The sequence below is a fragment of the Faecalibacillus faecis genome (genome assembly GCF_003024675.1).
In the GTDB taxonomy this organism is placed as follows: Bacteria; Bacillota_I; Bacilli_A; order Erysipelotrichales; family Coprobacillaceae; genus Faecalibacillus; species Faecalibacillus faecis.
On record NZ_PYLP01000003.1, the window covers coordinates 89799 to 112005 of the forward strand.

Genomic DNA, 22207 nt, shown 5'->3' on the forward strand with positions numbered 1-22207 from the left:
TTTATACATTTTCAATGATTTCTAAAATTTGTTCGATATTCTTTTTTCCAAAAACGACTTTTTGATCATTAATAACCATGCATGGTACTGACATGATTTGATATTGATCTTTAAGTTGTTTAAAGTGTTGAATATCATAGACCTCCGTTGTTATTTGTTTATTTAACGAAGCTATTCTTTGAGCTGAAGTAACGAGTTCTGGACACATCGTACAAGATAAAGAAACTATAATTTTTATATTAATCTCTTTATTTATTTTATCTATTCTTTCTAAATAAGTTTGTTCTATCTTTTGTCCTGGTCCTGCAACATTATAAATTCCTAGAATGAAAGAGGTGAATTCATGTCCACCAGGTACACCATGGAAAGTTAAGCCACTCCATGTACCATCTTCTAAACAAATATTGACAGAAGGAATCTCTTGATTTGTTTTTTCTATAGCTATTTTTATTTTATCGGTTTGTAATGCTAATGCTTCCATATATCCTTTTAATTCATTGGATAACGTACTTTCATTGAGTAATAATTTAAGAATAATTGGATTTTCCATACGTGAAAAAACAGCTTGTAATTGTGAAAGCATGTGTTCATCAAGTAATGAATCGTTATTAACAGTTACCTGTTCTTCCTTTTTTACTTGAGGAATTTTTGGTATTATTCCCGTTTTTTGATGCATTTTTTCAACATATTTTTCTAATGATGTGGCTGCTTTTGCACCATCACTTACCGCTGTAACGACTTGACGCAATTCTTTAATACAAACATCACCAGCTCCATAGATACCTTCTTTATTTGTTTTTTGATTTTGATCAGTAACGATATAACCAGATTCATTGAGTTCTACAATATCTTTTACAAGAGATGTATTCGGTTGATAACCCGCAAAGACAAAAACACCAAAAGTATCATTTTCATTTGCATGATATTCAATCACTTCATTTGTTTTTTTATTATGATACTTTAAAGATTCTAAATACGTATGACCACTGACTTCAAGTACTTCAACATTTGTATAAACAGTTATCTTTTCATGATTTTTTGCTAACGAAGCAATAGAAGAAGCACAACTAAAGTCATCTTCTCTTATTAAAATAGTGACATGTTTTGCATATCTGGTAAGAAAAACACTTTCTTCTGCAGCAGCATAGCCACCACCTACAACAAATATTTCTTTTCCTTCAAAAAATGAACCATCACACGTTGCACAGTAGGCAATACCATGCCCTTTAAATTCTTCTTCACCAATAAAACCTGCTTTTCTTGGGTGAGCACCTGTCGCTATAACAATACCAAAACACTTAAATGTTCCTCTTGTCGTTTTTACTTGTTTAAAATCCCCATCATCTTCAATCTTTTGAACCTCAGCTAACACAAAATCAGCTCCAAAATCTTGAGCTTGTTGTCTCATCGATTCTGTCAATTCTTTTCCACTTGTTTTTAAAATACCAGGATAATTAACAACATCAGATGTAATAGTAATTTGTCCACCAAATGTTTCTTTTTCAATAACAAGAACACGATTATTTGCTCTTGCTAAATAAAGAGCTGCAGTTAAACCTGCAGGCCCTCCACCTATAACAATGGCATCATAAATTGTTTGTTCCATAAACTATAATTGTCCTACAAGATCTAAACTTGGTTTTAATGTTTCTTTACCTGGTTCCCATTTTGCTGGACATACTTCATCTCCGTGAGTATAAACAAATTGGCAAGCTTGCACTTTTCTCAATAATTCGTCTGCATTACGACCAACATTACCAGCATTGACTTCATAAGCCACAATTTTACCTTCAGGATTAACAACAAATGTACCTCTTTCAGATAAACCGTCTTCTTCAATTAATACTTCAAAATCTTTTGATAAGGCATGAGTAGGATCTGCTAACATAGGGTATTCAATTTTAGAAATACGTTTTGAACTATCATGCCATGCTTTATGAACAAAATGAGTATCAGTAGATACTGAATAGATTTCACAATCTACTTTTTTAAATTCTTCATATTTGTTTGATAAATCTTCTAATTCAGTAGGGCAAACAAACGTAAAATCTGCTGGATAAAAGAAAAATACACTCCATTTTCCTAAAATATCTTCTTTTTTAACTGTTTTAAATTCATCATTTTGAAATGCTTTAACTTCAAAATCATTTACTTCTTTATTAATTAATGACATATAATCTCCTCCTTGGTTAGCTCTTGCTAACTTATGTGTTTATCATAACACTAAAAATTAGAATTATCAATATAAATAGTAATAATTATTGTTATTATTTATTAATACATATATATTATGTCCATTTATTGCAAAAATAAAAGAGACTGTAACGAAATAATTTTTTAAGAAGTTAATTTCGTTTCGTTTGGCTTCTTTTTCTTTGTTTTTCGTATAAAAAAACATCTTCAGCTATTTTAGCGAGATGTAACCTGATTTTTATATACTTTTTATTTATTTGTAAGTACATACTTTTTAGTTAAGAAGACCTTTTGATTATGTTGATTTTTCTTTCTTCAATCTATATTTATGATATTTTCTCAAATTATAACCCAAATATACAACGAGAAATTCCATTTTTGTATTTTTCAATCCTCTTCTTGTGAAGTCTGTTCGTACGCTCAAAGGAATCACTACATCACTTCCTTTATCCTTATCATCACTGACAACAACTTGTGGTTCATTACACTTGGCGGTAAATACCTGTGGTTGGTTTATCTAGTGCCATGCCCGGCACACTACAAAAAAAGACAATGTACATCAGTATAATACTGGCAACATTGTCTTTTTTGCTGGACTATATCAATATTTTATTTCGTTACAGCCTCTAAAGAAGTCCCATTCCTTTTAAAATATAAAGCCACATTGTTATAGAAAATCCACTAAAGATGGTTGTTAACATGACTACTGTACTAGTAAGTATTCCTATATGTCCCATATTTTTAGCCATAACAAAGCATGAAACAGTCGTTGCTGAACCAAGCATAACAAGGATAGCTATGAGCTGTTCTCCTTGGAACCCTAAATAGATAGCTAAGGGTAGAAACATTGCACAGAAGCCGAATAACTTAATGAATGCAGCACATAATGCTGGTTTTAAATCACCCAGGGCTTCTTTATAATTAAAAGTTGCTCCCATCGCCATTAAACCTAATGGAGTAGCTACATTTCCAATCGAAGTCACGGTCTTATCTAACATCGTTGGCATTGGTAAATGAAGTAAAGACCATAGAATACCAACTACAATTCCAATAAGTATTGGGTTTGTCAAAATACCTTTGATTGTCTTAAGCCAAACTTCTTTACTTAATCCTTTTCTTTCAGGTGAAAAGAAAGAAAGGACGACAACGGCCATAATATTATATAAAGGGACACTCCCAATAATCATTAAAGGCGCCATGGTTGCTTTTCCATAGACGTTTTGAATCAAGGCAATACCGAGTAAAGCTGCCGAACTACGATAACTTGCTTGAATAAATTCCCCTTGATTTTGTTTATTCTTTAATAAAAAAGAAAGTAAAGTAACAATTAAAATACTTAAAATTGTAATGAAAAAACAAAATAGAACAAACTTCGTATCCCAAATTGTCTTAAAATCTAAAGTTGCTAGATCTTTAAATAATAAGACAGGTAGGGGAATTAAAAAAACAAACTTATTCATTCTAGAAGCAAAAACGTCATCAATAATATCTATCTTCTTAAAAAACATTCCTAATACAATCATCGCAAAAACAGGCACGGTCGCATTTAAACTAAAAATTAAATTTTCCATTATTTCCTCCCTAAAGAAAAAACCGCATTTGCGGCTTAATCTACATATGAGATTGTCATATATCTATTTTTTCCTTCACCTTTAGATTCAGTCTTTAAATGATCCATCTTCGCAATTTCTTGATGCATCACTTTTCTTTCATCTGCAGGCATAGGATCCAATTTTAAATCAGCTTTTGTTCTTAAAACTGTTTTACCAAATTTTCTTGCCATACTTGCAACTTTTTTATAACGTTCTTCTTTATAGCCATTGATATCAACACTTACTTCTAAACGTTTTTTAAATGTTGTACTTACAGCATTTTTGATAATTAAGTTAATTGCTCTTAAAATAACACCAGCTTTACCAATTAAAATAGAGTTATTGCTTGTATTAATATTGCAATAAATTCTACCATCTTGAACATAAGAAACAGTTTCTACTTCAAATTGCATATCTGTTAAGATTTTTCTTATAAGATTTTCAATATATTCTTGAACCATTTCTACTGTCCAACAAGCAATTTCAGCTTTTTTACTAAATAAACCTTTAGTTTCTAAAGTAACTTCATAATTTAATTGATCAATTGTTACACCTAAATCAAGGCATGCTTTACTTACAGCATCATCTACTGTTTTTCCAGTATAAGTTTTCATATAAATACCTCTATTTATTTTTTATTTTGTCTTTTTGTTAAATAATTTGTATTTGCTTGATCAACTTCTTTTTGCGCTTTTTCAACATGGTAAATATAAATATACCATGTTCTAACAATTGTAATAATGTTTGTTGTCATCCAATAAAGTGACATTGCTGCAGGCATAATTGCTGCAAAGTAAATGATAAATAATGTCATGAAATTATTCATCATGTTCATTGATTGCATTTGTGATGTTTCTCTATATTTTGGATTTCTTTTTGACATGATTGTGTTGATTTTCATCGCAAAATATTGAGTTAAAGCAACAATGGCAAGTAATACAATATAGGCAATCTCGAATTTAAATACGTGATCGATTGGTTTAGCACCTAAGTTAATACCAAACATATTTGTTTGATATAAGATTTCAATACGTTGAACCGCTTGCCACATTGCAAACATAATTGGTAATGTTAAGAATGTTGTAAATGAAGCCAACATACTGACATCATTTTTCTTATATAAAGCTTGAATTTCTGCAGACATTCTCATTTGAGAAGTTTGATCTTTTCTACCTTTATATTTATTTTGAATTCTTTCCATTTCTGGTTGAATCAATTGCATCTTTTGTTGAGATACTGTCGATTTAATCATAATTGGTAAAATGATAATATTAATTAAAATAGTAATTAATACAACACCTAAAGCAATATTATTTAATAAAACATCTCCTAAATAAATAATACTTTTAGAAATAGGAATAACTAATAAGAAATCAAAAATTCCTGACTTCATAGACCATGGTGTGTTTAAATTAATTGCTCTTTTAGCAATCAGTTTACCACTTGAATCAAGATTTGCTGTACATCCAGTTAGGGCTACAACAAATAAAACTAAACAAATAATTTTAAAATATTTTTTAGTTTTGTTATCTAAGATCATTTGCTGATCTCCTTTCTCTTTACTTTTTTGTACAAATACTCTAATTCTTTTTTATTTTCTATATATGTATTATCTAAGAATCTTTTTCTTACAATTACTATATAGTCAAATTCTTCATCAAAATGAAAACATTCTTGAATCATCATGCGTAACTGTCTTTTGATTTTATTTCTAGTAACAGCATTTCCTAATTTCTTGCTTACAGAAATACCAACGCGTCCGTGGCCCATTTGATTTTCATCTTTATAAATAATAAAACAAGAATTCGCAAAACTCTTTTTTCTAGCAATGATCTTGCTAAAATCTTCATTTCTTTTTACTCTAAATTCTTTTTTCATAAAATTTTAGAAAAAAATCCACCGTAAAGTGGATTTTAAATTAAGCAGTTAATACTTTTCTTCCTCTTTTACGGCGACGTGCGATTACTTTTCTTCCACCAACAGTTGCCATTCTAGCTCTAAAACCATGAGTTTTTGCTCTTTTTCTTTTATTTGGTTGATATGTTCTTTTCATATTTTACACCTCCAAAATTCATTTTCTTTTTATACAAATAACATATGCCCTCATATTTTATATGAATTATTGTGACAAGTCAATTCTAAATTCTATATTTCTAACCGATTATTCTACTTTTTTTATCGTTACATTGCTTCCTTACTTTATTTTCATCCTTGAAAAGTTGTTCACAATTATTGGTGCACTCTCTTTATCTAAAGAAATTCACTTTCTAAATGTGAACTTTGTATAATTTAACTTCATTTTCATAATCACATACTTATTTTTAGTGTGAATAACCAAAAAGACACACTTTTTTTAAATATTCACATTGTGAATTTATCTTTTCTTAACAAATTTTCTTAAATTCACATATCAAAATTGTACTAAATTTAAAACTTTACAAAAAAAACCTTAAAAAAGCTTGATTTCTATTATAAATTCACAATTCTTTCTTAGAGACACAACAATGTGCACATTCAATTGTGACTTTATATAAAAATGTTTACTTTACTGGTATTAAGAAAAGTGCATTTTTTGCCTAAAATACGCGTTTTTTATAAAATTCACAATGTGAATTTACAATTTCTTAACACTTCGACAATCTTCTTGGTTATTCACGCTTTAATTCACAGGGTGAATGAAGTTATTCATACATGTGAATGAGTGAAAATTATGATGATATCAAGCACTTTTTCTTTGTGAACTTCCCTGTGCACATTGTTTTTTATTCCATACATCATGCACAAAGTTCACAAAGAATAAAATTCATATGAATTTTTTATTTTGTGAATAATGTGAATAAGTACTTTAAATTGTTGTTATAGGTCACTTTTTTTGTGAACAAACTTGTGCACGAACTGTGGACAGGTTTTTTTTGCTTTCAAAGTTGTTCTTTCTTATATATAATTGAGGCGAAAAGGAGTTGAAAAAAGTGCAAGATTTAAACAAAATTTGGACATCTTGTGTAGACACTTTAGAAAAACAGAACATAGTTGAAGATAAGATTATGTTAGATTCACTATTTAGACCAGCAACTCTAGAAGCAATTGAAGATAATAAAGTCACAATAACAACAGATTTACAATGGAATATTGATCCTATTTTAGAAAAGCAATCAGAAATTGAATCGATTCTTTCTAATTCTTTCTCTAAACCGATCACAATTAATGTTCTTTCAAAAGAAGAATATAATAAAAAGAAGTTAAAACAAAAGAAAGTTCCTAAAATTGATAGTCATCTTCATCCAGATATGACTTTTTCTAACTTTATTGTGGGTAATTCAAACCGTATGGCACAAAATGCGGCTTTACTTGTTTCCACAAATCCTGGAAAGAACTTCAATCCATTATTTTTATATAGTCATCCAGGACTAGGAAAAACTCATTTATTGAACGCTATTGGAAATCGTGCGAAAGAAACAAATCCTGATTTAGTTGTTCGTTATATTACTTCTAAAGATTTTGTTGATGAAATCATTAATTCAATTAAAACAAATACAACTGATGATATTTATAGTTATTATCGTAATATTGATATTTTATTAATTGATGATATTCAATTTTTATTTGGTAAAGAAAAAAGTAGTGAAATGTTCTTTCATATCTTTAATGAAATTATTAATAGTAATCATCAAATCGTTATTACGAGCGATAAAATGCCTGACGAATTACAAGGTATTGAAGAACGTTTAATCAGTCGTTTTAAATCTGGTTTATCCTTTGGAATTGATCCACCAGAATTTGAAACTGCAAAAGCAATCTTAGAAAAGAAAATTGAAAATCTAGGTAATACAGATTTAGTTATTACAGATGATGTTTTAGACTTCATGGTTATGAATTATTGTAATGATATTCGTTCTTTAGAAGGTCAATTAAAACGTTTATTCTTCTGTAGTATCATGGAACAAACAAATTACATAGATATGAATTTTGCTTCTGAAGTCTTCAAAGATCAAAAAACTATAAAAAAAGCACAAGAACCACTTACAAAAGAATTTATCTTAAAAACAACAGCCGAGTTCTACTATCTTACAATTAGTCAAATTATTTCTAAAAATAGAACCCGTAACTTAGTAACTCCTCGTGAAATATGTATGTATTTAATGAGAGAATTACTTGATGTCACATTTAGTGAAATCGGTGTGACTTTCTCTAACCGAGATCACTCAACCGTTATGAAAGCTTGTAAAAGAGTAGAAACTAAAATCAAGAAAGATCCAGATTATAAACTTGCTGTTGATAAGATCAAACAAAAGTTAGGCACACTCTAGTGCACAATATCAACATGAAATGCACATTACTATTCATATAAAAAACATTGATAAATACAAGATAATTTGTATTTGTTCACATTGTTCACATGCTAATAGTAGTAATAACTTATTTTTTAATTATATAAATATAGGAGGTCAGTATGCATTTTAAAATTAAAAGATTAAAATTATTAAACGCTTTATCTAAAGCAACCAGAGCCGTTTCTGTTCGTAGTCCTTTACCTGTACTTACAGGAATTAAATTTGATTTAAAATCTGATCAATTAATTCTTACAGGTAGTGATAGTGATATTACAATTCAAACAATTATTGATCAAGATGATGATTTAGAAATTATTAAAGAAGGGGCTGTTGTTTTAAATAGCCGTTATATTTTTGATATCGTTAGAAAAATCAATAGTGATGATATTGAAATTGAAATTATTGATGGATTACTTACACGTATTAAAGGAAGTCAAATTGAATATAGCTTAAATGGAACAGATGCAGTGGAATATCCTAGAATTGATTTAAGCAAAACAGGAACACATTTTATTATGAGTTCACTTGTTTTAAAAAATATTATTGGTGAAACAAAATTTGCAGCGAGTGATAAAGAAACAAGACCTATCTTAACTGGTATTAACTTTAAAGCTCATGATCATGTTTTAGAATGTGTTGCTACAGATAGTTATCGTTTAGCTAAGAAAATTATTTCTATTGATGAAGATGTTACTTTTAATATCACTATTCCTAAATTAAGTTTAGATGAAATTAGTAAGATTATTGAAGTTGATGAATCTATTGAACTTTATGTTTCTGATCGTAAAGTATTATTTGTTTTAGGTAAAAATATTATTCAAACACGTTTGATTGATGGATCTTATCCTGATACAACACGTTTAATTCCTTTAGAATTTGATTATGAATTAGATATTAATCGTTCTGATTTATTAAATGCGATTGATCGTGTTTCTTTATTATTAAATGAACAAAATAATATTGTTAAATTAGATATGTCTAATGAACAAGTTATTTTATCTTCTTATCAACAAGAAATTGGATCTGTAGAAGAAAACTTATCTACATCTTTCTATAAAGGTGAACCACTTACGATTTCATTTAGTAGTAAATATGCAAATGATGCGATTAAATCATTTAGTGGAGAAAAAGTTAAGATCTCATTTACTGGAGAAATGAAACCATTCATTATCAAAGATTTTGATTCTGATGAATTATTACAACTTGTTTTACCAGTAAGAACATATTAAGAAGCGAAAGCTTCTTTTTTTTAGTTTTTTTAGGGTATCTTTGTTTCTAGTGGTACTAATTTTTATTTTAAGAGCTTTTTTATAGAAAATGATTTTTTGTGTTAGAAAATAAAAATAACGAATATAACGCAAAATTTTGAATTTTTGTCATTTTTATGATATACTTATTGAGTACAATTATATAGAAAAGAAGGGTTATTATGAAAGAAATACCAATAAGAGATGAATATATTAAGCTAGACCAATTTTTAAAATTTGTTAATGTGGTATCAAGTGGCATTGAAGCAAAAATAGTCATTAAAGATGGTCAAGTAAAAGTAAATGGTGAAGTTGAATTAAGAAGAGGAAAGAAACTTCATAATCAAGATGAAGTGGAAGTAAATGGAGAACATTATATTATAAATGCTTATCAATAATTTAGAACTTTCTCATTTTAGAAATTATGATCATTTTTTTATTGAATTTGATAAAGGTATTAACATTTTAATTGGTGGTAATGCACAAGGAAAAACAAATATTATAGAAGCTATTTATCTTTTATCTGTTTGTAGATCTTTTAGAACTCATATCAATGATCAAATGATTCAATTTGATTATAATTTTGCAAAGGTAAAGGGAAATATTTATTCTAATCAAAGAAATCATCAAGCAGAGCTTGTTTTATCTAAAGAAAATAAAAAAGCAAAGATTGATGGAAAAGATGTTTTAAAGATATCTGAATATGTCGGTTATTTAAATGTGGTGGTATTTGTACCAGATGATCTTTCTTTAGTAAAAGGATCACCGAGTACCAGAAGAAAATTTATTGATTTAGAATTATCTAAAATATCACCTATTTATGCTTTTTATCTTGCTAAGTATAATCGTTTATTAAAAGAGAGAAATCAGTATCTTAAATTATTAAGTAAGAAAAACGGAAAATATGATGATTATCTAGAAACAATAGATGAACAAATGGTAGATGTTCAATTAAAGGTTATAGAAAAAAGAGAAAATTTTATTGAACGTCTTTCTAAAAATGTAAAAGATGTTTATAAATCTATTGCTGATAATGAGGAATATGTTGATTTGCATTATCTTTGTTTTATTAAAAAGAAAGATAAAGAGGAATTATTAAAATTATATAAAAAAGAATTTTCAAGGGATTTAAAGTATTTAAGTACGACTCATGGAATTCATAAAGAAGATATGAAAATAATGATTGATCGAAAAAGTGCACATCAATATGCTTCTCAAGGACAACAAAGAACAATTGTTTTAAGTATCAAGATTGCTTTACTTGAATTGATAAAAGAAGAAATAGGGGAATACCCAATTCTTTTATTAGATGATGTTTTATCAGAACTTGATGATCAAAGAAAAACGAAATTGTTAGATATTTTGAATAATCGTATTCAAACTTTTATTACAACAACTTCTATTGATGGAATAGAACATCATGTCATCAAAGAAGCAAAGAAGATTAATATAAATCGCAAGGAGAAACAATAATGGCAGAAGAAAATAAAGTACAACATAGCTATGATGAATCTGACATTCAGGTCTTAGAAGGACTTGAAGCCGTAAGAAAAAGACCAGGTATGTATATAGGAACAACATCATCTCGTGGGTTACATCACCTTGTATGGGAAATCGTAGATAACTCGATTGATGAAGCTTTAGCGGGATATGCAAGTCATATTAAAGTTATTTTAAAAGATGATGATGTCGTTGAAGTTATCGATGATGGACGTGGGATGCCAACAGGAAAACACGCCAAAACTGGTAAATCAACAGTAGAAACAATTTTTACGGTATTACATGCTGGTGGGAAATTTGGTGGCGGTGGCTACAAAGTTTCCGGTGGTCTACATGGTGTTGGGGCTTCTGTTGTCAATGCCTTATCTTCATGGTTAGAAGTTAATGTTTATCGTGAAGGAAAAGAATATTATCAAAGATTTGAAAATGGGGGAACACCTGTTGCACCATTAAAAGAAGTAGGTCCAACAGATAAACAAGGAACAAAAGTTACTTTTAAAGCAGATGCTGAAATCTTTAAAGAAACAACAACTTATGATTATGAAGTGTTGAGACAAAGAATTAGAGAACTTGCTTTCTTAAATAAAGGGTTAAGAATTAGTTTAACAGATTTAAGAGATGGTCAAAATCGTGAACATGATTATATGTATGAAGGTGGTATTAAGGAATACGTTGCTTATATCAACAAAAATAAAACACCGATCCACGATGAAATCATTTATGTAGAAGATATGCAAAATGATATTAAGATTGAAGTATCTATGCAATATAATGATGGTTACCAAGAAAACATCTATTCTTTCTGTAATAACATCAATACTCATGAAGGTGGGACTCATGAAGAAGGGTTCCGTTTAGCCCTTACACGTGTCATCAATAATTATGCAAGAAAGGGAAACTTCTTAAAAGAAAAAGATGATGCTTTATCAGGAGAAGACTGTCGTGAAGGGTTAACAGCCATTATTTCAGTTAAACACCCTGATCCACAATATGAAGGACAAACAAAAACAAAATTAGGAAATGCGGAAGTAAGAAAAATTGCTTCAAGTATTATTTCTAAATCATTAGATCAATTCTTGTTAGAAAATCCAGATACTGCCAAAATTATTGTAGAAAAAGCAATTGTTGCTTCTCATGCACGTTTAGCTGCGAAAAAAGCACGTGAAATGACAAGAAGAAAAACAGGAATGGAAATTACATCATTGCCTGGAAAATTAGCGGACTGTTCATCAAGAGATGCGAGCGAATGTGAAATCTTCATTGTCGAAGGGGATTCTGCCGGAGGTAGTGCAAAGATGGGACGTGATCGTCGTATTCAAGCCATTTTACCACTTCGTGGTAAAATCTTAAACGTTGAAAAAGCACGTTTAGATCGTGTTTTATCAAGTGATACGATCCGTAGTATGATTACTGCTTTTGGTACAGGTATTGGTGAAGATTTTGATATTAATAAATTACGTTATCATAAAATTGTTATCATGACCGATGCCGATGTCGATGGTGGTCATATCCGTATCTTAATGTTAACGTTCTTATATCGCTATTTAAAACCTTTAATTGAAGGTGGTTTTGTTTACGCTGCTCAACCTCCACTTTATTTATTAAAACATGGAAAAGAAGAACATTACTTATATAGTGACGAAGAACTTGATGATTTAAGAACAAAACTTGGTGAAGGTGCGAAGTATTCAATTCAACGTTATAAAGGTTTAGGAGAAATGAATGCGGATCAATTATGGGAAACAACAATGGATCCTGAACATCGTATTTTAAATCGTATTGAGTTAGATGAAGCAATGGAAGCAGATATGATTTTTGATGTTTTAATGGGTGAAAAAGTTGAACCTCGTAGAGAATTTATTCAAGAAAATGCGAAATATGTAACTGATTTAGATATTTAGAAGGAGTAGAAAATGGATAATCAAGAAAAAGGAATAAGAAAAATTCAATTAACATCAGAAATGAAAACTTCTTTCATGAATTATGCTATGTCAGTTATTGTAGCACGTGCATTACCTGATGTAAGAGATGGAATGAAACCAGTTCAAAGACGTATCGTTTATGGTATGAATGAACTTGGATGTTATAGTGATAAAGCGTATAAGAAATCAGCACGTATCGTTGGGGAAGTTATGGGGAAATATCATCCTCATGGAGATTCTTCCATTTATGAAGCGTTAGTCAGAATGGCACAAGATTTCTCATATCGTTATATGCTTGTGGATGGGCATGGAAACTTTGGTTCAATTGACGGTGACGGAGCTGCCGCTATGCGTTATACCGAAGCAAGAATGTCTAAAATTTCAATGGAATTAATGAGAGATATCAATAAAGATACCATTGATTTTATTCCAAACTATGATGGTGAAGAAAGAGAACCATCGGTATTACCTTGTCGTATTCCTAACTTATTAGTTAATGGGACAACAGGGATTGCGGTTGGTATGGCAACCAATATGCCACCTCATAATATTGGTGAAGTGATTGATGCCGTTATTGCGGTAAGTAAAAATCCTGATATTTCTGTTATGGAATTGATGGAAAATTATATTCAAGGACCTGATTTTCCTACAGGAGGATATATTTTAGGAAAGAGTGCGATTAAAAAAGCCTATGAAACAGGTAATGGTTTAATCGTTATGCGTGCAAAAACAGAAATTGAAGAACATAAGGGAAGACAAAGAATTGTTGCTTATGAAATTCCTTATCAAGTCAATAAAGCAAGATTAGTAGAAAAGATTGCGCATTTAGCACGTGATAAAGTCGTTGAAGGTATTAGTGATGTTCGTGATGAATCAAACCGTGAAGGTATTCGTATTGTTATTGAATTAAAGAGAGATGTTCAAGCTGAAGTTGTTTTAAATCAGTTATATAAATTAACTTCTTTACAAACAACATTTGGTGTTAATAATATTGCTTTAGTTAATAATGAACCTAAGACTTTAACTTTAAAAGAATTAATTCAATATTATTTATCTCATCAAGAAGAAGTTATTCGTCGTAGAACACAATTTGAATTAAATAAAGCAGAAGCAAGAGCGCATATTTTAGAAGGTTTAAAGAAAGCTTTAGATCATATTGATGAAATCATCCAATTAATTCGTACAAGTAGAACAACTGAAATCATTCAACAAAGATTGATGGATGAATTTGGTATGTCTGATAAACAAGCCAAAGCTGTAAGAGAAATGCAATTACAACGTCTTGCTGGTTTGGAAAGAGAAAAGATTGAAGAAGAATTAAATAATTTATTAATTCTTATTGCGGATTTAAAAGATATTCTTGCAAATGAAGAACGTATCTTAGAAATCATTAGAAATGAATTATTAGAAATGAAAGAAAAATATGGAGATAAACGTCGTACTGAAATCATCCAAGGTACATTTGATATTGAAGATGAAGATTTAATTCCAGTAGAAGATGTTATCATTTCACTTACTAATAATGGTTATGTAAAACGTATGCCAGTAGATACTTATAAATCTCAAAATAGAGGTGGACGTGGTGTCAAAGGTATGGCAACAACACAAGATGATGTCATTAGTTCACTTATTCATATGTCAACACATGATGATTTATTGATCTTTACAAATAAAGGAAAAGTTTATCGTTTGAAAGGATATAATATTCCTGAATTTGGTAGAACAGCTAAAGGTTTACCAATTGTAAATATATTAAATCTTGATAAAGATGAAAGTGTTAAATCATTAATTAATATTAATAAGAAAATGATTGAAGAAGATAAACATTGGTATTTATTCTTTGCAACTGAACAAGGTTTAGTAAAACGTGTCGATATTTCAGAATTTGAAAATATTAGACAAACTGGTAAGATTGCAATCAAGTTAAAAGAAGATGATGCTTTAGTGGGTGTTAAATTAACTAAAGGGGATGATGAAATCTTAATTGCAGCAAGTAATGGTAAACTTGTAAGATTCTCTGAAGGTCATGTAAGACCAATGGGAAGAACTGCAAGTGGTGTTAGAGGTATTAATGTTGATGGTTCTAAAGTTATTGGTATGACAACAAACCGTGAAGGACAATTAATTATGGTTGTTACGGAAAAAGGTTATGGTAAGATGTCACCAATTGATGAATATCGTGTTTCTAACCGTGGTGGTAAAGGTGTTAAGACAATTAATGTTACTGAACGTAATGGACAAATTGTGGCGATTAGAGCGGTAGAAGGTAATGAGGATTTATTAATTATTACAGATGATGGTATTGTGATTCGTTTACCTATGGAACAAGTTAAAACCGCAGGACGTGCAACTCAAGGTGTAAGACTTATTAAAGTTCATGATAGCAAGGTTTCTTCTGTAGAAGTTGTTGCTAAAAATGAAGAAGACGATGAAGAAGGTGAAGAAGAGTCAGAGTAATCTGACTCTTTTACCCATGAATAATGAAGAGTTAAAAAGATTATTTGAGCGTTTAGATCATTCAAAATTTAGAAGTTCTTTTCATCTTACTAAAAAATATAAAGAGTATTGTAATGAAAAAGGATTGGATGTCATTGAACAACATGCACGAGATTTTATTTCTAAAAGAATTGCGCCAGCCGTTATTTTAAATGATGGAAAGCAGACACCGATGAAAAATCATCCAGTATTTATTGCACAACATGCTACAGCTACATGTTGTCGAGGATGTTTATATAAATGGTATCATATAAAACCACATACCCAGTTAGATGACAGTCAACAAGAGATGATCGTTCAAGTGATTATGTCTTGGATTAAAAGAGAATTGCAAAGGAAATAGGCTTGATGTATAATCAAGGCAGTAGAAATATATATAAGGGGAAAGAAAATGATTGATATTAATTTAATTAGAGAAAATCCTACTTTAGTCAAAGAAAATATGAAGAAGAAATTCCAAGAAGCCAAAGTGGGATTAGTAGATGAAGCTTATAAATTAGATAAAGATTATCGTGAAGTATTAACAAGAGCAAGTGAAATTAGAAGTTTAAGAAACAAATATTCTAAAGAAATTGGTGCTTTAATGAGAGAAGGTAAAAGAGATTTAGCTGAAGAAATTAAAGCAAAAGTAACTTCTATGGCAGATGAATTAAAAGATTTAGAAGTAAAAGAAGAGGATTATGGAAAAGAATTAAAAGAAATCATGATGAAAATTCCAAATATCATTCATGATTCTGTACCTATTGGAAAAGATGATTCTGAAAACGTAGAAATTCAAAAATATGGTGACCCAGTTGTACCTGATTATGAAATTCCATATCATGCAGATATTATTGCTCGTTTTGATGGGTTAGATAAAGAGGCATCAGGTAGAACAAGTGGAAATGGTTTCTATTATTTAATGGGTGATATCGCTCGTTTATCATCAGCAATGCTTTCATATGCGAGAGATTTCATGATTGATAAAGGATTTACTTATTGTATTCCACCATTCATGATTCGTAGTGATGTTGTAACAGGAGTTATGTCATTCGATGAAATGGATGCGATGATGTATAAAATTGAAGGTGAAGATTTATATTTAATTGGAACTTCTGAACATAGTATGATTGGTAAATTTAAAGATCAAATCGTTAAAGAAGAAGATTTACCAATTACCATGACATCTTATTCACCATGCTTTAGAAAGGAAGTAGGAGCTCATGGTATTGAAGAACGTGGTATTTATCGTGTTCATCAGTTTGAAAAACAAGAAATGGTTGTTTTATGTAAACCTGAAGAAGCTATGGAATGGTATGACAAAATGTGGTCATATACAGTTGAATTATTTAGAAGCTTAGATATCCCAGTAAGAACTCTTGAATGTTGTTCAGGTGATTTAGCTGATTTAAAAGTTAAATCATGTGATGTTGAAGCTTGGTCACCAAGACAACAAAAATATTTCGAAGTTGGTTCTTGTTCAACTTTAGGAGATGCTCAAGCAAGACGTTTAGGTATTCGTGCTAAAGGTGAAAATGGAAACTATTATGTTTCTACTTTAAATAATACAGTTTTAGCTTCAACAAGAGCGGTTATTGCTTTTATTGAAAATAACTATAATGAAGATGGATCTATTAATATTCCTGAAGCATTACGTCCTTATATGGGTGGAAAAGATATTATTATTCCTAAAAAATAGTCACTCCGGTGACTCTTTTTTATAGAAAGGTTAGAGTTTAATGGAATTATTTATAAGTGAAGCAGAAATTGAAGATGCTTCAATGATTATTGATTATTTAAATCAAGTAGGGGGAGAAAGTAATAACTTAACCTATGGTTTAAATGAATGTTATTTAAATGAATTTGAAGAAATGGAAGTTATTCAAGATTTTATCGATCAAGAAAACAGTTTACTATTATGTGGATTTATTGATGATGAACTTGTTTCTTTATTATCAATTCAAGGCGAACAAAAAGAGAGATTAAAACATATAGGACATTTTGCGATTACTGTTAAAAAGGAATATTGGAATATGGGGATTGCTTCGATGATGATGGAAGAAGCTTTAGAAATGATTAAAGAAACTTCTTTAAAAATTCTTGATTTAGAAGTAAAAGAAGATAATTTATCGGCTATTAATCTTTATAAGAAGTTTAATTTTAAAGAAATCGGTAGATATCCTCAAATGTTTTATGTCAATCAAAAATATTATGATGCACTTTTAATGAATTTATATATTGATTAAAAATATAAAATACGTTATAATCATATTTGCCATTACAATAGGCGGCTTCGAACCATGTCAGGACCGGAAGGTAGCAGCATTAAGAAGTACCGTCTATGTGTGATGGTCTTTATTTTTAGAGGAAAAAAAGATGAATGATGAAGAATACATGGAAATAGCTTATCAAGAAGCTTTAAAAGCATTAGAATATGACGATGTTCCTATTGGATGTATTATTGTTAAAGATGATGAAATTATTGCGAAAGCTTATAATCAAAGAGAGCACTTAAATCAAACATATGGACATGCAGAAATGTTAGCAATAGAAAAAGCTTGTCAAAAAATTGGAAGATGGCGTTTAGACGAGTGTACGCTTTATACAACTTTAGAACCTTGTTTAATGTGTTCAGGAGCTATTATTCAAAGCCATATTCAAAGAGTTGTCTATGGTGCAAGTGATACAAGATGGATGTCTTTAGATAAATTAATTCATTTACCTAGTCCAATGCTTAATTATATACCTGTTATTCAATCAGATATCTTAAAAGATAAATGTTCAAAATTAATAAAAGATTATTTTAAAAAGAAACGTAGCAAGATATGATTACTCATATCTTTTTTTCGTGTATAATGTAATAGATAGGAGTTGATATTATGTCTTATAAAGCCTTGTATCGTACATATCGTCCCCAAACATTTGAAGATGTTGCCGGACAAAGTCATGTTACAATAACCTTACAAAATGCAATTAAAGAAAATAGAATTGCCCATGCCTATTTATTTGCAGGACCTCGTGGAACAGGAAAAACAACGATTGCCAAAATCTTTGCAAAAGCGATTAACTGTACGGGGGAAAATCCACCATGCAATGAATGTTCTAACTGTAAAGAAATTACTTTAGGAGATCATCCTGATGTTATTGAAATCGATGCAGCAAGTAATAATGGGGTTAATGAAGTTAGAGAATTAATAGATAAAGTTAAATATGCCCCAATTAATGCAAAATATAAAGTTTATATTATTGATGAAGTTCATATGATGACACCAGAAGCATTTAATGCTTTATTAAAAACATTAGAAGAACCACCAGCACATATTGTTTTTATTCTTGCAACAACAGAACCTCATAAAATACTTCCTACGATTATTTCTCGTTGTCAACGCTTTGATTTCCAAAGAGTGGATGAAAATGATATTATTACACGTTTGAAATATGTTTTAGAAGAGGAAAAAGTTGACTATGAAGAAGAAGCTCTAGCAATTATTTCAAAACTTGCAGACGGGGGAATGCGAGATGCTTTAAGTATTTTAGAGCAATGTCTTGCTTATGATCGTCATTTAACAGTAGAAAATATTAATAAAGTTTATGGTTTGTTATCAAATGATGAAAAAATACGGTTAATTAAATTATTACTTACTAAAGATATGAAAGGTGTTTTAAAAACATTAGATCATATGTTAAGTACAAGTATTGATTTAAAGAAACTCACACAAGATTTAATAGATGTTTTAAAAGATATTGTTATATATAAAAATACAGAAGATTTATCTTTATTATTTGTTTTACATAAATCAGATATCCAACAAATCATTCCATATATTTTAGTAGAAGAAGCTTTTGAAATGATTGATATCTTCATGGATGCAAGTGGTCATTATGGTCAATCGGTTGATTCTTCAACATACTTTGAACTTGCTTTATTAAAAATATGTAATCAAGTAAAAGAAGAAAATAAAAAAGAAGTCGTTGTAGAAACAGTTAAACCACAAGCTCAAGAAAAAATCGTTGAATCGGTACAAGAAGTTATTAAAGAAGAACCTGTTTTATCATTTCAACCACCAATTATTGAAGAAGTTAAAGAGGAAAAAACTGTTGAAGAAGAAGTAAAACAACCTGTTGAAACAATAAAAGAAGAACCGATTGAAACAGTACAAGAAGAACCAATTCAAGAACCAACAGAAGAAGTTCATGAAGAACCAGTACAACAACATATAGCGACTAATATTGAAGTAGATTTCAATGATATTTTAAATATTCTTGTTCAAGCCAAAAGAACAGTGCTTACTGATATTCAAGATAAATGGCCAGTTATTAAAAGATACTGTTATAATTTAAATACGGCTAAATATGCCAATATGTTATTTGAAGCAAAACCTGTTGCGGCAGGGGAAAAGGCATTTATTGTAACGTTGAAATATCAACCAGAAGTAAATAATATCAACTTAACAGAAAATTATTATCCATTAAAAAACTTCTTAAAAGAAGTATTAGGTTCAGAATATGATTTTATTGCTGTATTAGAATCAAAATGGCCTGAAATGAGAAATCAATTTATTCAATTGAATAGAGAAAAGAAGTTACCGAAACCACAACCAATTCAATTACATCATATTGCAGAATACAAAGAACCGGTTGTAGAATTAACAGATGCCCAACAATATGCGATTGATATGTTTGGTGATATTGTTGAGTTTGAAGAATAGGAGAGCTGTATGAATTATCCAAAATCATTTTTAGATTTAGTTGAATGCTTTAAAAGACTACCAGGTATTGGTGGTAAGTCAGCAGAAAGATTAGCATATTATGTATTATCAATGGATAAAGAATATGTTCAAGAATTTGCACATACTTTAATGAATTTTCAAGATAATATTCATTATTGTAAAAAGTGTGGACATATTTGTGAAGGTGATTATTGTGAAATATGTCAAGATGAAACCAGAGATCAATCGGTAATTTGTGTTGTTGAATCACCAAAAGATGTTTTTGCGATGGAAAAGGTAAGAGAATATCATGGGTTGTATCATGTTTTACATGGAACAATTTCAATGATTGACGGAACGACAGTTGATGATTTAAATATTTCTTCTTTATTTGAAAGATTAGATGGTGTCAAAGAAGTTATTCTTGCAACTAATCCTACTAGAGAAGGAGAAACAACTGCTTTATTTCTTGCCAAGCTTTTAGCAAAAAGAAATATTGAAACATCACGTATTGCTAATGGATTACCTATTGGAAGTAATATAGATTATGCTGATGAATTAACCTTATTAAAATCATTAGAAGGAAGAAAGAAAATTTAGACCTTATTTATAAGGTCTTTTTCTAAAAAATAAGATATAATAGGAAAGAAAGAGGGGAAGTAAATTGAAAGGTAAATTTATTACATTAGAAGGACCAGAAGGCAGTGGAAAAACTACTGTTTCAAATAGAATTGTTAAAATGTTAGAAGAAAAAGGATATCAAGTGTTACTTACAAGGGAACCTGGTGGCGTTGAAATTGCTGAACAAATCAGAAATGTCATTTTAGATAAAAAGAATACAAGTATGGATGCTAAAACTGAAGCTTTACTCTATGCTGCAGCAAGAAGGCAACATCTTGTTGAAAAAGTTATTCCAGCTTTAAAAAAAGGAATGATTGTGATTTGTGATCGTTTTGTTGATAGTTCACTTGCTTATCAAGGTGTTGCTCGTCATCTAGGAATTAAAGAAGTTTATGAAATGAATTTATTCGCAATCAATGATGTTATGCCTGATAAAACATTATTCTTTGATATTGATTATCAAAAAGGTTTAGAAAGAATTAAAGTTAATCAAAGAGAAACGAATCGATTAGATTTAGAAAAAAATGATTTTCATAAAAATGTTTATGAAGGATATATGGAAATTTGTGAACAGTACAAAGATAGAATCGTTAAAATCAATGCAGATCAAGGTGTTGATCACGTTGTAAGTGATGCGATGAAGGAAATAGAAAAAATATTATGATCAAAGAATACTTAAAAAAAAATCAACCGTTATTTTTACGCATCATTGAAAACGAATTTCAATCCAATAAAATCCCACATGCTTTTTTATTAGTAGGGCAACACGTTGAACAGCCATTAAACTATCTGACAATGTCACTTATTTGTGATGAAACAACTGCCTGTGAAAAATGTATTGATTGTCAAAAAATTATGAATCATCAATATGCAGATATCATTGAATACAATGGACAAGAGGAAAGTATCAAGAAAAAACATATTGAACACATTCAAGAAACATTTAAGAAGTCTTCATTGGAAGGTAAAGCAAAAATATATATTATAAGAAATATTGAGAATTCTTCAAAAGAAGCAATCAATTCATTGCTTAAAATCTTAGAAGAACCAGAAGAAGGAATATATGCAATATTTACTTCAAAAAATATTAATAAGATTTTACCTACAATCATTTCAAGATGCCAAGTTTTAGAATTAAAACCAGATAATAAAGAAACAATAAAGAATTCTCTTATTGAAAAGGGTTATGAAAAAGAAAAGGCATCGTTGCTATCTCAATTTATAAAAACTGATGAAGAATTAAAAGAAATGGATTTAGATAAGTTTGATAATATAACATTACAAGCAGTTAATTTTATAGAGGATTTATTTTTATATAAAGAAAATCTTATTATAAACACACAAATTCATATGTTAAAGGATTATAAAGATAAACAAGATATACGTTTGTTTATTAATTTAATTATTCTTGGGCTCAAAGATATGTTTCACGTGAAACATAATGAAACGCCTGTCTATTGTGAGCATGTGGATTTTTTTAACTCATTACACTATAATAATGATGATATCATAAAGAAAATTGAAATATTACTAGAAACATTGTATTTACTTGATACAAATGTTAATATTCCATTATTGATGGATAGTATGATGTATAGAATAACAGGAAGGGATTAA

At 29.5% G+C, this 22207-nt stretch carries 21 protein-coding genes and 1 other RNA gene; 15 read left to right on the top strand and 7 right to left on the bottom strand.

Annotation, left to right across the window (positions count from 1 at the left end; genetic code table 11):
- Position 1 precedes the first annotated feature (1 nt).
- From C7U55_RS03830 to rpmH, 7 genes are all read right to left on the bottom strand, one after another.
- Entirely contained in the window at positions 2–1606 is a 1605-nt protein-coding gene (locus tag C7U55_RS03830) for an FAD-dependent oxidoreductase (protein WP_106987424.1), read from the bottom strand.
- A gap of 3 nt (positions 1607–1609) precedes the next feature.
- The gene (gene ahpC, locus C7U55_RS03835) at positions 1610–2173 is read right to left on the bottom strand and encodes an alkyl hydroperoxide reductase subunit C (protein ID WP_106987425.1); all 564 of its coding nucleotides are present in this window, start codon (positions 2171–2173) and stop codon (positions 1610–1612) included.
- A 646-nt stretch (positions 2174–2819) separates the two neighbouring features.
- Complete coding sequence (locus tag C7U55_RS03840; RefSeq protein ID WP_106987426.1) at positions 2820–3764, bottom strand: AEC family transporter; 945 nt, start codon at positions 3762–3764, stop codon at positions 2820–2822.
- Positions 3765–3799: 35 nt separating this feature from the next.
- Positions 3800–4399, bottom strand: coding sequence for a Jag family protein (locus C7U55_RS03845; protein ID WP_048924101.1), 600 nt, complete (start codon positions 4397–4399; stop codon positions 3800–3802).
- Positions 4400–4413: 14 nt separating this feature from the next.
- Positions 4414–5325 carry a YidC/Oxa1 family membrane protein insertase gene (locus C7U55_RS03850; RefSeq protein WP_106987427.1) on the bottom strand — a complete coding sequence of 304 codons (912 nt, stop codon included), beginning with the start codon at positions 5323–5325 and terminating at the stop codon, positions 4414–4416.
- On the bottom strand, positions 5322–5663 hold the full coding sequence (rnpA, locus tag C7U55_RS03855; protein WP_106987428.1) for a ribonuclease P protein component: 342 nt from the start codon (positions 5661–5663) through the stop codon (positions 5322–5324). The genes C7U55_RS03850 and rnpA overlap by 4 nt, the downstream gene beginning before the upstream one ends.
- Positions 5664–5703: 40 nt before the next feature.
- Positions 5704–5838, bottom strand: a complete 135-nt coding sequence (rpmH, locus tag C7U55_RS03860; protein ID WP_022002045.1) for a 50S ribosomal protein L34 — start codon at positions 5836–5838, stop codon at positions 5704–5706.
- Between the two features lie 916 nt (positions 5839–6754).
- On the opposite strand from rpmH, the gene dnaA reads away from it, so the two are divergent.
- The 15 genes from dnaA (at position 6755) to C7U55_RS03935 (ending at position 22207) form a co-directional block, all read left to right on the top strand.
- Entirely contained in the window at positions 6755–8092 is a 1338-nt protein-coding gene (gene dnaA / locus C7U55_RS03865) for a chromosomal replication initiator protein DnaA (protein ID WP_106987429.1), read from the top strand.
- A gap of 143 nt (positions 8093–8235) precedes the next feature.
- On the top strand, positions 8236–9345 hold the full coding sequence (gene dnaN, locus C7U55_RS03870; protein ID WP_106987430.1) for a DNA polymerase III subunit beta: 1110 nt from the start codon (positions 8236–8238) through the stop codon (positions 9343–9345).
- A gap of 200 nt (positions 9346–9545) precedes the next feature.
- A complete protein-coding gene (locus tag C7U55_RS03875) occupies positions 9546–9761 on the top strand; it encodes an RNA-binding S4 domain-containing protein (protein ID WP_106987431.1) in 216 nt (71 codons plus the stop codon).
- Positions 9748–10836, top strand: a complete 1089-nt coding sequence (recF, locus tag C7U55_RS03880) for a DNA replication/repair protein RecF (protein WP_106987432.1) — start codon at positions 9748–9750, stop codon at positions 10834–10836. Before C7U55_RS03875 ends, recF begins: the two co-directional genes overlap by 14 nt.
- Positions 10836–12764: a DNA topoisomerase (ATP-hydrolyzing) subunit B gene (gyrB, locus tag C7U55_RS03885; protein WP_048924107.1), complete on the top strand. Its 1929-nt coding sequence runs from the start codon at positions 10836–10838 to the stop codon at positions 12762–12764. The genes recF and gyrB overlap by 1 nt, the downstream gene beginning before the upstream one ends.
- A gap of 12 nt (positions 12765–12776) precedes the next feature.
- Complete coding sequence (gene gyrA, locus C7U55_RS03890; protein WP_106987433.1) at positions 12777–15242, top strand: DNA gyrase subunit A; 2466 nt, start codon at positions 12777–12779, stop codon at positions 15240–15242.
- Between the two features lie 16 nt (positions 15243–15258).
- The gene (locus C7U55_RS03895; RefSeq protein WP_106987434.1) at positions 15259–15624 is read left to right on the top strand and encodes a DUF4186 domain-containing protein; all 366 of its coding nucleotides are present in this window, start codon (positions 15259–15261) and stop codon (positions 15622–15624) included.
- Between the two features lie 48 nt (positions 15625–15672).
- Positions 15673–16959: a serine--tRNA ligase gene (serS, locus tag C7U55_RS03900; RefSeq protein ID WP_106987435.1), complete on the top strand. Its 1287-nt coding sequence runs from the start codon at positions 15673–15675 to the stop codon at positions 16957–16959.
- A gap of 40 nt (positions 16960–16999) precedes the next feature.
- On the top strand, positions 17000–17506 hold the full coding sequence (locus C7U55_RS03905; protein WP_048924110.1) for a GNAT family N-acetyltransferase: 507 nt from the start codon (positions 17000–17002) through the stop codon (positions 17504–17506).
- 25 nt (positions 17507–17531) lie between these two features.
- Positions 17532–17620: signal recognition particle sRNA small type (ffs, locus tag C7U55_RS03910), an RNA gene on the top strand.
- A gap of 16 nt (positions 17621–17636) precedes the next feature.
- A complete protein-coding gene (locus C7U55_RS03915) occupies positions 17637–18089 on the top strand; it encodes a nucleoside deaminase (RefSeq protein ID WP_106987436.1) in 453 nt (150 codons plus the stop codon).
- A 50-nt stretch (positions 18090–18139) separates the two neighbouring features.
- Complete coding sequence (gene dnaX / locus C7U55_RS03920; RefSeq protein ID WP_106987437.1) at positions 18140–19969, top strand: DNA polymerase III subunit gamma/tau; 1830 nt, start codon at positions 18140–18142, stop codon at positions 19967–19969.
- 9 nt (positions 19970–19978) lie between these two features.
- Positions 19979–20569 carry a recombination mediator RecR gene (recR, locus tag C7U55_RS03925; protein WP_048924113.1) on the top strand — a complete coding sequence of 197 codons (591 nt, stop codon included), beginning with the start codon at positions 19979–19981 and terminating at the stop codon, positions 20567–20569.
- Positions 20570–20633: 64 nt separating this feature from the next.
- Positions 20634–21254 (top strand): dTMP kinase, encoded by a 621-nt coding sequence (gene tmk, locus C7U55_RS03930; protein ID WP_106987438.1) that lies wholly within the window; start codon positions 20634–20636, stop codon positions 21252–21254.
- Entirely contained in the window at positions 21251–22207 is a 957-nt protein-coding gene (locus C7U55_RS03935) for a hypothetical protein (protein WP_227213302.1), read from the top strand. Before tmk ends, C7U55_RS03935 begins: the two co-directional genes overlap by 4 nt.